Below are 13,192 nucleotides of genomic sequence, written 5' to 3' on the forward strand. Positions count from 1 at the left end.
ATGCGTTCGCGTCGTGGCCTGTCCGAGGGGTCTTTCGAGTCGGGGCTGGGGCGGTGGCGGTGTCACCCGTGGCCGGTGCGGCCGTCAGGGTGCGGTGTGGGTGGAGGCCGTCAGGGTGTCGAGGGTGAGTGGTGGACGGCGTTGAACAAGTCCTGGTAGGCGTCCTGCCACGGCCAGTTGGCGGGCGGGTGGGCGGTCAGTTTGATCCTCGCGGTGCGAGCGAGTCGGGCGGGACATGGAACAGGTGGCCCACAGGGTCAGCCAGGCGGCGTTCGCCTGGAAGTTTCCCGAGGGCGGATGGGCGAGCGCGGAGGGCTTCCCGCCCGCGATTTCCTGTTCTACGACGGCGTGTTGGCGGTGGTGCAGTTCGGCCTGAAGCAGGGCGAAGGGGCTGTTGGTGAAGACGGGGTGGCAGCGCGAGGTGTCGAACAGTTCGCCCTGTCCGGCGGCTGCTTGCGGGTTCAGGCGTCGCACCCGGCGCACGATCAGGCGGGCGGTGACCTGCTCGGTCTTCTTGCGTCCGGTGAACGCGGGCCTCCCGCTTCAGTCGCATCGTGAGGTCGACGCCCTCCTGGACGGAGGTCCCGAAGTCGGGGTCCTGGCACAGTCGGATCCGTCCCCGGTAGTCGACGACGACTGCGGCCACGGGCGCGAGATCGGCCCCCGATGAACCTTCCAGAGGGCGCTGCAAATCACCCTCGAAGTTCTTCTTGTCACCGGGGAACCCGAGACCTGCCGTCAGAGCCGCCCTTACGTCCCCGACGCCCCGCAAGGGCAATAGTGAGTACGCGTCGATCTCCACGGCTGCCCTTCGAGTGAGGTGAACAGGCCGTAGCCGCCTCGGTCGGTCAGGAGGACGGCTGCGAGGTGTGGCGTACTGAGTCGATGAACAGGCGCCAGCTGCTCAGCCGCACGTCCAGTGTGGGGCCATCGGCGCACTTGGAGTCGCGTATCAACGCGCCGTATGGGCCGTACGCGCACTCAACGCATTCAGTGCCGCTGCCCCCGCTGTACGAGGACTTGAACCAGCGGGGCTCAGGGCTGGCTGCTATCAAGACTCACTCCTTGCTGACCCGGTCGATGAGTTCGACCGAGGACTCGAGGTCGAGCGCCTGGGCGCTGAGGTAGTCGAAGGCCAACCTATATCGCTCCAGTTCCTCCGGCTTCTCCATGAACACTCCGCCACCGAGGAGGTCCACATAGACGACGTCAAGCTCACGGGCTTGGCCGCGAAGTGTGACGAAGCTTCCCACTGCGGCGGCATGTGCTCCCAGGGAGAACGGTAGGACTTGAATGGTGATGTGCGGTCGCTCCGCACAGGCCAACAGGTGGGTGAGTTGCTCGCGCATGACGTCAGGGCCTCCGACCCGGCGTCGGATAGCGGCTTCGTCGATCACACACCAGATACGCGGAGGCTCTTCGCGCTCCAGCAACTCCTGGCGCTTCATGCGGATGTCGACCATGTGCTGCACTTCGCGTTCGTCGCACTGCACCTCTGAAGCGCGATGGACCGCTTCCGCGTAGGTGCGCGTCTGGAGGAGTCCCGGAATGTACATGCACGCGTAGTGGTCCTCGCGTACGACCTCGTCCTCCAAGGTCAGCATCAGGTTCATGGAGTCGGGGATGGGGTCGGCGAGTGATCGCCACCATCCTTGGATCTTGGCGCCCTTCGCCAACTCGACGAGGGCGAGCCGCTCTTCGTCCGATGCAGAGTACTCACGGCACAGGGCGTCCACGGCCGGCCACTTGACCGTGCCCTCCTTCGTCTCGTAGCGGCTCAACGTCGCCTTCGAGATGCCGACGCGGGAGCCTGCCTCTTCGAGCGTCAATCCCTTGCGTTCCCGGAGCCGTCGCAGATCGGCGCCGAGTTGGCGCCTACGAGTGGTGGGTCCGACTGCCATGTCTCAGTCCTTCGCGTTGGTCCAGTAGATCGTGGTGCTCCGCTGGTGGCGGCGGCAAGACGGTGTGCGCCGGGGGCGTGTGACTACGTTGCGTGCCCCTGCCAGTGGCTAGTGAGAGTTCCATTTCGAGAGTTTCAATGCAACTCTGAGTCGCGACAGCATCACGGTGAGGCATCGACGCTGGGGAGTGGACAGGACATGGATGACGCCTTCTGGAGGCCGACGCAGCCGTGGAGGCTGTCGTTTCTGGCGGAGGCCGATCAGGTGTGGGCTCTTCGACGCGCTCTGCGGATCCACCTGGAGTATTGGGGACTGCGTGAGCTGGCGGATGCCGCCGAGCTCTGTGTAAGTGAACTCGTCGCCAACGTGATCAAGCACGTCGGGCCGGGGACGCCGACCACACTGGTCGCTTCACTCGGGGGTTCCCACCTGCGCATCGAGGTTCACGATCCCGATGCGCGCGCCCTCCCGACGCTCGCCTGCGCGACTCTCGATGCGGAGGCGGGTCGGGGGATGGCGCTGGTCGACGCCATGAGTGATCGTTGGGGCGTGGAGCTCACCGGTGATCGCAAAATCACCTGGTGCGAGTTCCGCATGGACGCGACCCGGGTCGAACGGCAGTACATGCCAATGCCGCGGCTGGCGCGAGTCGCGGACGTGCTGAGCCTTTACCGCGATTCGAGGGCGCCCCGGGATCCGATCGTCCCTGGCCGGTTGGCGACGGCTACGGCGGAAGATGCCGCGATCAACGCCATCGCCGACCTGCTGCACTGGTTCCGCACGCAAGGATGGGACGTGGACGATGCGCTCGACCGGGCCCAGTCGCACTTCGAGGCGGAGTGCGAAGCGCGACTGCCCTGAGCCGTTCTGGCCACGGTCGATGTACCTGGATCAACTCGCCTGGATTGCCGCCGAGTAGGACCACACATCGGCCGGGAGCGGGTGATCGAGGTGCCAGGTGATCGCCATTGGCTTGCTGCCGGTGTGCTCCACGTACGTTGCCGGGCCCAGAAGCATCCACGGCTGGGACTTGCCCGTGTCCGTGGTCGAGTAGCGGCGCATGAACAGTAGGACGTGGGAGCCGCGACCTGCGTGCTGCTGGTAGCGCTTGCCCGTGGCGGAATCGGGGGAAATCGCGTTCTGGGACTCCCAGTGGAAGAGATCCGGGCTGATCGCGTAGTCCTTGTACCGGACGGTGGGCGAGAAGTCCTTCTCGTCCTTCTCAAGCGTGATCAGCAGCGCGTCCGTCCGGAACTCTTCCGCCCACTGCACGCCCTGGGCGAAGGATCTCGGCATCTGCCCACCGAACCGGGCGACGCCGAGCGCGGCCAGTATCTCCGACCGGTTGTACGAGCTGTGGACCTTCAGCGGCACGGAGCCGAGGCCATCGGACAGCGGGATCGGGACATGGTCGGCTCGGTCGATGACGTACGACAGCACCTGCCGGAGTTCATCCCTCAGGGCTCGCTGCGGACGGAGCGTGGCAAGCCCCTCCGGGTAGCTGGTGAACCCGCCCGCGTTGTCCCACAGGTTGAAGAACAGCATGCGGGCGTAGGCCTGGCCGGTCTGGTCGAGTTCCTCGTATGGAGGGGCGTCGTCCCCCAGAAGGCGCAGATACGCCTGCGCCCGCTCGGGATCGTCCACGTGCAGGAACGCGTGGACTCGCTTGAGCAGGGATTCCTCACCCGGCGTAGCCGGTTCGGTGACCAGGCCGGCACGACGCAGCACGAGAGTCCAGGAGTTGCCGTTCTTGTACAGCTCCTTGATCTCTCTGCGGCTCTCCCGGAGGTAGTCGGCGAGGAGAGGAGTGCTGTACTCCTTGACCTCCTTCACCAGCGTCTTCACCGTGGCGGCCAATTGCGTCCTGATGTTGTCGAGGACCAGATTCTTGGCCTTGCCCTCCAGGATGATCTGGCAGCCCGACGGCAACTGCGGAAACCCGCGCTCGATGTGCTCGACCAGCCGATTGCGCGACAGATTGGTCATGGCCCGGAACTGCTCCTCGAAGCGGAACTCCGCTCGGTGCTGCCCGATGAAGTCCAGGACCGTGAGGACCGGCTTCGTGTCGGTACGCCGTAGCCCCCGGCCCAGCTGCTGGAGGAAGACGGTGGCGCTGTTGGTGGGCCGCAGCAAGAGGAGGGTGTCCACGTCCGGGATGTCGAGACCCTCGTTGAACAGGTCCACCGAGAAGATGACCTGGAGCTTGCCGTCCTGGAGGGCACGCAGAGCTTGAGCGCGCACCTCGGAGGACGAGTCGCTGTCGAGGGCGGCAGCCTGGAAACCGACTTTGCGGAAGTAGTCGGCCATGAAGTGGGCGTGCGCCTTGGTGACGCAGAAGCCGAGCGCACGCATGGCACCGGGGTCGGAGATCTTGTCCCGGACCTGCTTGACGATGATGCGGGCTCGCGCGTCGTTGGCCGTCAGGAGATTGCCCAGCTCCTGATCGGCGTACGAACCCTTCTGCCAGGTGAGGTTCGTGAGGTCGGTCCCGTCCGGGATGCCGAAGTAGTGGAAGGGAGACAGCAGGTCGTTCTCCAGGGCTTCCCAAAGCCTCATTTCGGCGGTGATGCGACCATCGAAGAACTCGTCCTGGACATTGAGTCCGTCCATCCGCTCCGGGGTGGCGGTGAGTCCCAGCAACTCCTTCGGTGTGAAGTGTTCGATCACCCGGCGGTACGTACCGGCCGTGGCGTGGTGGAACTCGTCGATGACGATGACGTCGAAATGGTCTGGAGCCAGCTGCTCCAGCCTCTGGACGTTGAGTGACTGGACGCTGGCGAAGACGTGGGTCCACTCCTGCGGATCGGCCCCGCCGTACAGCAACTCGCCGAACGAGGCGTCGTCCAGCACTTCGCGATACGTACGCAGGGATTGCTTGAGGATCTCCTTGCGATGCGCCACGAAGAGCAGCCTCGGCCGACCTGAGGTCGCTTGATTGCTCAGATCGCGGTAGTCGAGGGCGGCCATCACGGTCTTCCCGGTGCCGGTCGCCGCGACCAGCAGATTTCGGTGCCGTCCGCGGATCTCGCGCTCCGCGCTCAGGCGCTCCAGCATGTCCCGCTGGTGTGGGAAGGGATGTACCTGAAGGCCGGAAAGGTTGATCTTGAAGTCGGTGGTCGACGCCGTCCCACCCGCCTGCGCCAGCGCCGCGTCGAGGCGCTCGCCGTCATCATCCGGGTCGTACGTCTCGAACGCCGCGTCGTTCCAGTACGCCTCGAAGGTGGCCTCGAACTTCTCCACCACCGCCGGTGTGGCCACCGACGACAGTCGTACGTTCCACTCCAGGCCGTCGAGCAGAGCCGCACGGGAGAGATTCGAGCTGCCGACGTAGGCCGTATCGAATCCAGTCCCGCGTCGGAAGAGCCAGGCCTTGGCGTGCAGCCGTGTCGAGCGGGTCTCGTAGTTCACCTTCACGGTGGCGCCGAATTCGCGCACGAGCCGGTCGAGCGCACGCCGGTCCGTGGCACCCATGTAGGTCGTGGTGATGATCCGGATAGGGACGCCCCGCTCCTTGGCCGCCAGGAGTGAATCCTCCAGCACGCGGATGCCGTACCACTTCACGAAGGCACAGAGCAGGTCGATCCGATCCGCAGTGGCCAACTCGGCCCGCAACTCCGAGCCCAGGTTCAGGTCCTCGGGGGAGTTGGTGAGAAGCGAGGTCTCGGAAAGGGGCGTGAGCGGACGGATCGCATAGGCGCCCGGTGCCTCCTGCTCCGCCAGAGCCAGCAACTGCCTGGGGCCCTCGACGATGGCGCTGACGGGCTCGGCGCCGCCTTGCCCGCCGACCTCTGCCGCCAGCGACTCGAGGACGCGGTTGGCGAAGGGAACTCGGTGTTCGGGCCGGAGCTGGTTGAGGTGGTGAGCCACTATGTCGCCGACGTGGCGGGCCAGCACATGAGGTGACGATTCTGCGCCGACCTCGGCGTCGATGGCCTTCCAGCCCGCGGCCTCAAGACGCTCCAGTTCACCGCGCACGCGATCCGTGACCAGTTGCTCGTAGACCCCCGCGACCGGCTGCTCCACCCCGACCCCTTTCCCCACCATGTTGTTGTGGATGCAGTTCTAGCAGGAGCCACTGACACGAGGGGTGAGCCGACCGATCGGAAGGGGGATCTTTCAAAGCCCGCCCGGTGTGAATCCTGGGACGGGAACGGCGGCGTCGGTCAGGGATTTGCTGACCCGGTTCGCCACGTCCTCCGGCGCCTCGTGCTTCCAAAATCGAAGTACCGTCCACCCCTGGTCCTGCAAGTGGCGGCTCATGCGGGCGGACACGGAGACGGAGGAGGGGACCGGCTGGGGCACGCTGCCATTGTGCCGGCCATCCTTGTACGAGGAGTACATCGAGCATTGCCCGCGGTAGCCAGGAGCACCAGGAAGTCGAACGTCGACGCATGGCCTCGTTGGTGACGGCGATCAGGATGCGCGCTGCGTCCGAGTTGTCCCGGGGGCTCGGCGGTCCGGGTTGGTAATCTGCCGCAATGGACGAGGTGTTGGACGAGGGGCCGTTCTTCCACGGTACGAAGGCCGACCTGCGGGTCGGAGATCACCTCACCGCCGGTTTCCCGTCGAATTACCGGCCCGAGATCCTGATGAACCACATCTACTTCACCGCGCTGCGTGACGGTGCGGGGCTCGCCGCCGAGCTTGCCGCCGGGGACGGGGAGCCGCGGGTGTACGCCGTCGAGCCGACCGGGGAGTTCGAGAACGACCCGAACGTGACCGACAAGAAGTTCCCCGGCAATCCCACCCGCTCCTACCGGAGTACGGAGCCGCTCCGGGTCGTCGGCGAAGTCGTCGACTGGACGCGGCAGACGCCCGAAGCCCTCCGGATGTGGCGAGAGCGGCTGGATGCGATGCGTCTGGAAGGGCGCGCCGAGATCATCAACTGAGCTGGGCCCGGCGTTCCAGCGTCCCAGCGTCCCAGCGTCCCCGGGGCCCGTGGTCCACGGCTTGTTCTGCCTGGTATCTTGCTTTGCATGGAACCAGGTGATCCGGCCAAGCAGGCCCGCGCAGCCGCCCAGCTGCGCAAGGGTGTGCTGGAGTACTGCGTGCTCGCCCTGATGCGGGACCGTCCCCGGTACGGCGTGGAGCTTCTGCACGCGCTGGAGGAGTCCGGGGCGCTGGCCACCAGTCAGGGCACCGTCTACCCGCTGCTCTCCCGGCTCCGCCGCGAGGACCTGGTCACCACCACCTGGCAGGAGTCCGCCTCCGGCCCGCCCCGCCGCTACTACGCGCTCACCGCCACCGGCCGGGCCGCGCTGGACGAGTTCACCCACGTCTGGCCCGGCTTCCGCGACGCCGTCGACGGGTTCCTGACCACCCCGCACACCTCTGCCGGAGACCTCGCATGAAGACCCCCACGTCCCCCGCCGACCTCGTGCGCGACTACCTCGGTGCCGTCGAGCGCGAGGCCGCCGCGCTCCCCGCCGACCGGCGGCAGGAGCTCCTCGCCGACCTCGCCGAGCACATCGACGTGACCCGCGCCGATCGTCCCGACGCCGCGCCCGGCGAGATCCTGGCGGAGCTGGGGGACCCCCGTACGATCGCGGCGACGGCGCTGGCCGAGGCGGGGAGCGGTGGTGCCGGGGCGGCCCCGGCCCTCGGCGGTGCGGTCCCGCCCGTGCGGCGCGGCAGGGTGCACCCGCTGGTGCCGCTGCTGATGCTGACGCTGCCGTACCTCGTCACGACGCTCCTCCCCGACGTTCCCGGGCTGGCGCTGTGCAGCGGTCTGATCCGCATCGCCGGCGGGGTGCTGCTGTGCACCTCGGTGCACTGGACCCCGGTCCGGAAGGTCGTCGGCGTGGTGCTGGCCCTCGTCGCCCCGACCGTGGCCGGGATCGTCTGGCGGGAGACCACCGTCGCCCCGGCGGGCGACACCCCGGCCCTCGTGGCCAACCTGGTGGTGCTCGCCGTCGTGGCCGGTACGTCGGCCTGGCTCTGGCGGGCCCGCCGCGGCTGACCGCGGCCGGGTTGCCGGGTTGTCGCGGTCCCGGGCGGGGACGTGGTCAGTCCCGTGCCCCGGCCGCCAGGAACCCCGTCAAACCGTCCAGCAGCATCCCGCTGCCCTGCTCCGCGCCGTCCCGCTCCTCCGCCGTGTCGCAGGTCTGGCGCAGGGTGATCACGGTGTTGCGGGGGCCCTCCTCCGCGAGTTCCATGGTCATCCTCGCCGGGTCCGGGCGGCCCGGGACGTCCATGCCGATGGTCAGGGCGCGGTGCTCGGCGACCTCGATGTAGGAGCCGGTCAGGGGGAATTCCGCACCGTCCGGCGTGCGCATCGTGGCCTTCCAGGTGCCGCCGGGGCGGACGTCCATCTCCACGGAGCCGGGGACGGCGTAGGCCCACTGGGCGTACTGGTCGGGGGTGGTCCACGCCTGCCAGACCTGTGCCGCGGGGGCGTCCAGGGTGCGGGTGAGGGTGTAGGAGAAGCCGTTGCCCGCCGCGGTGGGCGTCTGGTCGGTGCTCATGTCGTCTTGTCTCCTCGGTGGCGGCGCCTCGCCCGCTGTCGGTGAGGCTCTCGCATCTGTAGACGGACGACGGCGCCGGAACTCATCGGCCCCGGCGCCGGTTTCCTACCGGCCGTGGCACTCCCCGTACGACCGCCCCGACCCGCACCAGCAATCCGCCCCGCGCTGCGGCGGCCACGCCACCGCGAGTCCCCGGGCCGCCAGCGTCGTCGCGTACTGCGGGAGCAGGACCGGGTCGGCCGGGGACGTGCCCTCCGACGCCGCGAAGGCCTCGTAGGAGGGGACCGTGCCCGGGACCACGCCCAGGTTCGGGGTGCCCGAGGAGGCCAGTTCGCGCAGGGCCGCCTCTATCGACGCCAGGTGGTCCTCGTAGGTCGGGTACTCGGAGGCGAGGGCCGGGTACGCCTCGATCAGTTCCGTCAGTTCGGCGGCCGGCCAGTGGAGCATGGCCACCGGGAAGGGGCGGGACAGCGCCTCGCGGTAGGCGCCCAGCTCGGCGCGCAGCCGGAGGAGCTCCGCCTCCAGGTCCGCCGGATTGTCCGAGCCCAGGGACCAGACGCGCTTCGGGTCGTGCAGCTCGTCCAGCGAGACCGGCATCGAGTGCAGGGTGTCGGCCAGGGTGTCCCACTCGTCGTGGGCCAGGCCCAGCATGCGGCGGACGCGGTGGCGGCCGTAGAGGAGGGGGTGTGTGGCGTACGGGGGCTCCGGTACGTCCGTCAGGAGGAGGCGGGCGCCCTCCGTGAACGTCTCGTGCGCCGCCTCCAGCTCGTCGTGGGACTCCAGGGCCTCGGCCGCGATCACCCAGGGGGCCGGGTCGCGCGGCGCCGCCGCCCGCACGCCGTCGATGATCGCCCTGGCCTCCGCCTCGTGGTCGTACTCCCAGAGGTTCGACGCCTTCAGGGCGCGGACCAGGGACGGGTTGTCCAGAGGGACGGACGTCTCGGAGGACAGCAGGTGGTCGTAGAGCTTCGTCGCGGCGGGGCGGTCGCCGGACAGTTCCAGGTGGGCGGCGGCGCGCAGGAGCAGGGCCTCGGCGTCCTCGGGATAGAGGCCGGCGGTGCGTTCCAGGCGGGCCGCCTCGGCGGCGTGGTCGACGTTTTCGGCGGGCGTGTCGGGGCGCATGGGGGACACCGTACTGCCGTGAGGTGACAAGGGTCAGCCGCGCGGGGGGCCGGAGGACGGGGGGAACGGCGCCGCCGAGGCCCGCCGGGCGCTGCCGTCCCCTGCCGCCCCCCTGCCGCCCCCTGCCGGGCGACGCCGGTGCCCGCCCGGGTTCGCGCCGTGGCCTGCTCCGCGGCCTGCACCGTGGCCTGCGCCGCAGCCCGTGTCGCCGGTCAGTGGCGTTCCCGCAGCGTCCCCACCAGCACTGCCGCCGCCACCGCCAGCCCCGCCGACACCCACAGCGCCACGTCCGTGCCCGCCCCCGGGCTGCCCGCCGATGTCGCGATCGCGATGGTCAGGGCGACCCCGGCGCACGAGCCGATGTAGCGGAACGTCTGCTGCGCGCCCGAGCCCATCGCCGCGCGGGCCGCCGGTACCGACTCCACCGCGAGCAGCGGCAGCGCGGCGTTCAGCAGGCCGCTGCCCACGCCCGCCACCACCAGGCCGGGCAGCAGCCGGGCCCAGGAGCCCGCGCCGATCGCGCCGAGCATGGTCAGGACGCCGACCGCGTGCAGGGCGAAGCCGACGACCAGTTGGTGGCGGGGCGGGACGCGGTGGGCGATGCGGCGGGCCTGGAGGGCCACCGCGAAGGCGAGACCGGCCCAGACCAGGGAGAGCAGGGCCGTGTCCATCGGGGACAGGCCGAGCGCCCGCTGGAGCACCGTCGGCAGGAAGCTGAACAGGCCGATCACCGACAGGCCCGTGAACAGTCCGCCCGCGGAGGACGCCAGGAAGAGCGGGCGGCGCAGCAGCGACAGGTCGATCATGGGGGTGGCCGCGCGGCGCTCCAGTACGACGAACAGGGCGCCGAGGAGCACGGTCGCCGCCAGCAGCAGACCCACCGGCGCCCGCAGCCACCCGTCCCGGCCCAGCGTCAGCGCGGCCACCAGCGCGACCAGCGCCGGTCCGAACGTCAGCGCCCCGGCGAAGTCCGGCCGGCCCTCGCGCGGCGATCGCGACTCCGACAGGGCCCGCGTGCCGAGCCCCGCCACCACCAGCGCGGCGGCGCCGAGGACGCCGTATGCCAGCCGCCAGTCGGGGATCGCGCCGACGAGTACGGGACCCACGGCTATCCCGCCGCTCACGAAGGCGCCCCACACTCCGGTGGCGCGCAGCCGCCCGGCCGGGGTGGGGAAGGCGTGCACGAGCAGGCCGAGGCTGCTGGCCAGGAGCGCCGCGCTCGCCGCGCCCTGTGCGATGCGGGTGAGCGTGAACAGCCAGGTCGTGGACGCGAACGCGCCCAGGACGGTGGTGATGCCGAGGGCCAGCGTGCCGGAGACGAAGAGCCGGCGGCGCCCGTAGTCGTCGGCCAGGCTGCCGGCCACCAGGAGGAGGGCGGCCAGGCCGAGCGGGGTGCCGTTGATCAGCCAGGCCTGGGCGGACAGCGGGGTGTGCAGGGCGGCGGCCGTCTCGGGGAGCGTGACGAGCGGCGCGGTGTACGTCATCAGTGCCACGGCGGTCGCGGCGCTGGTCAGCGCGAGGGTGCGGCCCGGGTGCGGGGGCGGCGAGGCCCGTTCCGGTGGGGGAGCGGCGGCGGCCGTGTTCGCCGGGGTCCCGGTGGCCGCGGTGGTCTCGGTGCTCGGGGTCGTCGGGGTCGTCGGGGAGTCCGTGCCGGTCTCGGTCATGGCTGGCCGTCCGCTCCAGGTTGGTTCGGTCAATGAACTGAGTCGGGACGGCCCAACCTAGCATCGCTGGTTCGGTGAATGAACCTAGTGGCGAAAAGTGGCTACAGTGGACGGCATGGCACTGGGCAAGGACTACGCGACGCAGGAGTGCTCGATCGCCCGCGCACTGGAGGTCGTCGGCGAGCGGTGGACGCTGCTGGTGATCCGCGACGCGCTCTACGGCGTCCGGCGCTACAACGACTTCCTCGTCCACCTCGGCATCCCGCGCGCCGTCCTGGCCAACCGCCTCCAGGCGCTCACCGCCGAGGGAATCCTGGAGAAGCGCAGGTACCAGGAGTCGCCGCCCCGGGACGAGTACGTCCTCACCGACCGCGGCATCGCGCTGTGGCCCGCCCTGCGCGCGCTCGGCATCTGGGGGCGCGAGCAGCTCGGCGGCGAGCCGATGCGCACCTTCTGGCACGCCGACTGCGGCACCGAACTCAGTCCCTACGGCGCCTGCCCCACCTGCGGGGCCCTGGTCGCCGTGCGCGACATCGACATGCGGCCGGGCCCCGGACTCGCCCCCGACCCGGCGGACCCGGTCAGCCGGGCACTGCTCGGTCCCCGGCGGCTGCTCCAGCCGATCGAGACCGAGCCGGGGCCCGCACAGCAGCGTCCTGTATAACTGGGACAAACACGCGCGCGGGAGGAGGAGTTGCCGATGCCGCCGACGAACCGGAACCGCCGGGCCGTCGCCCCGGTGCTCCGCCCGGTGCTCCGCCCCCTCTTCGTCCTGCTGCTGGTCCTCCTGCCCGTCGCGCTCGTCGACGTCGGCAGCCTCTCCGTCACCGTCGCGCTCGCCGCGACCGCCGCGGCCGGTTCCGCGCTCGCCGTGTGCGCCGTCATCGCCGCCCGCTGCGCGCCCGCCGTGCCACCCACGCGGGTGCGCACGGCCATCAGGGACCGGGACCTGCGTACGGCCTTCCTGCCCCAACGCGATCCCGACGCCCCCGGCCGCCGCCGGCCCCGAGCGCCCGGACACGCCCTCTAGGCGACCACCGCGTAGGGCAGGCTGCCCGCTTCACGCTTCACACTTCCGGCTTCACACTTCCGGCTTCACACTTCCGGCTTCACCCGAAGTCCCCGCAGTTCCCGAAGTCCCCGAAGCCTCCCGGAAGCCACCCCCGCGCGGGGCGTGTCGTCATGCCGCAATCCCCTTGCCCGGCACGACGAGACCCTCGGAGGGCTCACCCACCCATGTCCGTTTTCGCCAGCCTGGTCGAGCACCTCGCCGACCTGCTCCAGCCGCTGTTCGGCGCCTCCGCCGCGGCCGCCGCCATCGTCCTGTTCACCGCCCTCGTACGGCTCCTCGTACACCCGCTGTCCCGGGCCGCCGCCCGCGGGCAGAAGGCGCGCACCCGACTCCAGCCGCGCATCGCCGAACTGCGCCGCAAGCACGCGAAGAACCCCGAGAAGCTCCAGCGGGCCGTGCTCGAACTGCACGCCGAGGAGAAGGTGTCCCCGCTGTCGGGGTGCCTGCCCAGCCTGTGCCAGATCCCCGCCTTCTTCCTGCTCTACCACCTCTTCTCCAGCTCGACGATCGGCGGCGAGGCCAACGGACTCCTCTCCCACCGGCTGCTGGCCGCCCCGCTCGGCGGGCGGTGGGCCGACGCGTTCGGGGACGGCGGGCTCCTCGGCGGGGCCGGACTCGTGTACGTGGCGCTGTTCGCGGTCGTCGCCGGGGTCGCCACCTTCAGCTACCGGCTCACCCGGCGGACGATGGCCGACCGGCCGGTGCTGCCCGCCGGTGACGCCGAGGCCGTGCCGGGGGTCGGCGCGATCACCAGGGTCATGCCCTTCATGTCCTTCTTCACCCTGGTCACCGTGGCCGTGGTGCCGCTGGCCGCCGCGCTGTACGTCGTCACCAGCACGACGTGGAGCGCCGTCGAGCGGGCCGTGCTCTACCGCTGAACACGGGCAGGTCCGGTGCCTGCCTACGGTCCAGTACGTGAACGGGGTATTGCGGAGTGGAACCCGGCCTTGGAGGATCGACCAGTCCTCC

Annotated in this window: 14 protein-coding genes; 8 read left to right on the forward strand and 6 right to left on the reverse strand. The window is 70.0% G+C overall.

The window, feature by feature from the left end; genetic code table 11:
* Window positions 1–297 precede the first annotated feature (297 nt).
* Window positions 298–558 (forward strand): hypothetical protein, encoded by a 261-nt coding sequence (locus ACH4D3_RS06250; RefSeq protein ID WP_398316955.1) that lies wholly within the window; start codon window positions 298–300, stop codon window positions 556–558.
* Between the two features lie 290 nt (window positions 559–848).
* Here the strand turns inward: ACH4D3_RS06250 and ACH4D3_RS06255 are convergent, their stop codons facing one another.
* Window positions 849–1,055: a DUF397 domain-containing protein gene (locus ACH4D3_RS06255; RefSeq protein ID WP_398316958.1), complete on the reverse strand. Its 207-nt coding sequence runs from the start codon at window positions 1,053–1,055 to the stop codon at window positions 849–851.
* Between the two features lie 3 nt (window positions 1,056–1,058).
* Window positions 1,059–1,901, reverse strand: coding sequence for a helix-turn-helix domain-containing protein (locus ACH4D3_RS06260; RefSeq protein ID WP_398316961.1), 843 nt, complete (start codon window positions 1,899–1,901; stop codon window positions 1,059–1,061).
* A gap of 198 nt (window positions 1,902–2,099) precedes the next feature.
* Between ACH4D3_RS06260 and ACH4D3_RS06265 the strand changes: the two genes are divergently transcribed.
* A complete protein-coding gene (locus tag ACH4D3_RS06265) occupies window positions 2,100–2,762 on the forward strand; it encodes an ATP-binding protein (protein ID WP_398316964.1) in 663 nt (220 codons plus the stop codon).
* Between the two features lie 30 nt (window positions 2,763–2,792).
* On the opposite strand, the gene ACH4D3_RS06270 is transcribed toward ACH4D3_RS06265, so the two are convergent.
* Window positions 2,793–5,945, reverse strand: a complete 3,153-nt coding sequence (locus tag ACH4D3_RS06270; RefSeq protein ID WP_398316967.1) for a DUF3427 domain-containing protein — start codon at window positions 5,943–5,945, stop codon at window positions 2,793–2,795.
* 434 nt (window positions 5,946–6,379) lie between these two features.
* Here ACH4D3_RS06270 and arr point away from each other — a divergent pair, with 434 nt between their 5' ends.
* The 3 genes from arr (at window position 6,380) to ACH4D3_RS06285 (ending at window position 7,860) form a co-directional block, all read left to right on the forward strand.
* A complete protein-coding gene (arr, locus tag ACH4D3_RS06275) occupies window positions 6,380–6,790 on the forward strand; it encodes an NAD(+)--rifampin ADP-ribosyltransferase (RefSeq protein ID WP_398316970.1) in 411 nt (136 codons plus the stop codon).
* A gap of 87 nt (window positions 6,791–6,877) precedes the next feature.
* A complete protein-coding gene (locus ACH4D3_RS06280) occupies window positions 6,878–7,252 on the forward strand; it encodes a PadR family transcriptional regulator (RefSeq protein ID WP_398316973.1) in 375 nt (124 codons plus the stop codon).
* Window positions 7,249–7,860: an HAAS signaling domain-containing protein gene (locus tag ACH4D3_RS06285; protein ID WP_398316976.1), complete on the forward strand. Its 612-nt coding sequence runs from the start codon at window positions 7,249–7,251 to the stop codon at window positions 7,858–7,860. Before ACH4D3_RS06280 ends, ACH4D3_RS06285 begins: the two co-directional genes overlap by 4 nt.
* A gap of 46 nt (window positions 7,861–7,906) precedes the next feature.
* On the opposite strand, the gene ACH4D3_RS06290 is transcribed toward ACH4D3_RS06285, so the two are convergent.
* The 3 genes from ACH4D3_RS06290 to ACH4D3_RS06300 form a co-directional block, all read right to left on the reverse strand.
* Window positions 7,907–8,365 (reverse strand): SRPBCC domain-containing protein, encoded by a 459-nt coding sequence (locus ACH4D3_RS06290; RefSeq protein ID WP_398316979.1) that lies wholly within the window; start codon window positions 8,363–8,365, stop codon window positions 7,907–7,909.
* A 105-nt stretch (window positions 8,366–8,470) separates the two neighbouring features.
* Complete coding sequence (locus ACH4D3_RS06295) at window positions 8,471–9,487, reverse strand: SEC-C domain-containing protein (protein ID WP_398316982.1); 1,017 nt, start codon at window positions 9,485–9,487, stop codon at window positions 8,471–8,473.
* 212 nt (window positions 9,488–9,699) lie between these two features.
* Entirely contained in the window at window positions 9,700–11,151 is a 1,452-nt protein-coding gene (locus tag ACH4D3_RS06300) for an MFS transporter (protein WP_398316985.1), read from the reverse strand.
* A 115-nt stretch (window positions 11,152–11,266) separates the two neighbouring features.
* On the opposite strand from ACH4D3_RS06300, the gene ACH4D3_RS06305 reads away from it, so the two are divergent.
* From ACH4D3_RS06305 to ACH4D3_RS06315, 3 genes are all read left to right on the forward strand, one after another.
* Complete coding sequence (locus tag ACH4D3_RS06305; RefSeq protein WP_398316988.1) at window positions 11,267–11,815, forward strand: winged helix-turn-helix transcriptional regulator; 549 nt, start codon at window positions 11,267–11,269, stop codon at window positions 11,813–11,815.
* Window positions 11,816–11,851: 36 nt separating this feature from the next.
* Window positions 11,852–12,181 carry a DUF6412 domain-containing protein gene (locus ACH4D3_RS06310; protein WP_398316991.1) on the forward strand — a complete coding sequence of 110 codons (330 nt, stop codon included), beginning with the start codon at window positions 11,852–11,854 and terminating at the stop codon, window positions 12,179–12,181.
* A gap of 206 nt (window positions 12,182–12,387) precedes the next feature.
* Window positions 12,388–13,101: a YidC/Oxa1 family membrane protein insertase gene (locus ACH4D3_RS06315; RefSeq protein ID WP_398316994.1), complete on the forward strand. Its 714-nt coding sequence runs from the start codon at window positions 12,388–12,390 to the stop codon at window positions 13,099–13,101.
* Window positions 13,102–13,192 lie beyond the last annotated feature (91 nt).

Origin of the sequence: Streptomyces sp. NPDC018026 (genome assembly GCF_044327745.1) — a bacterium.
Classification (GTDB): Bacteria; Actinomycetota; Actinomycetes; order Streptomycetales; family Streptomycetaceae; genus Streptomyces; species Streptomyces rubrogriseus.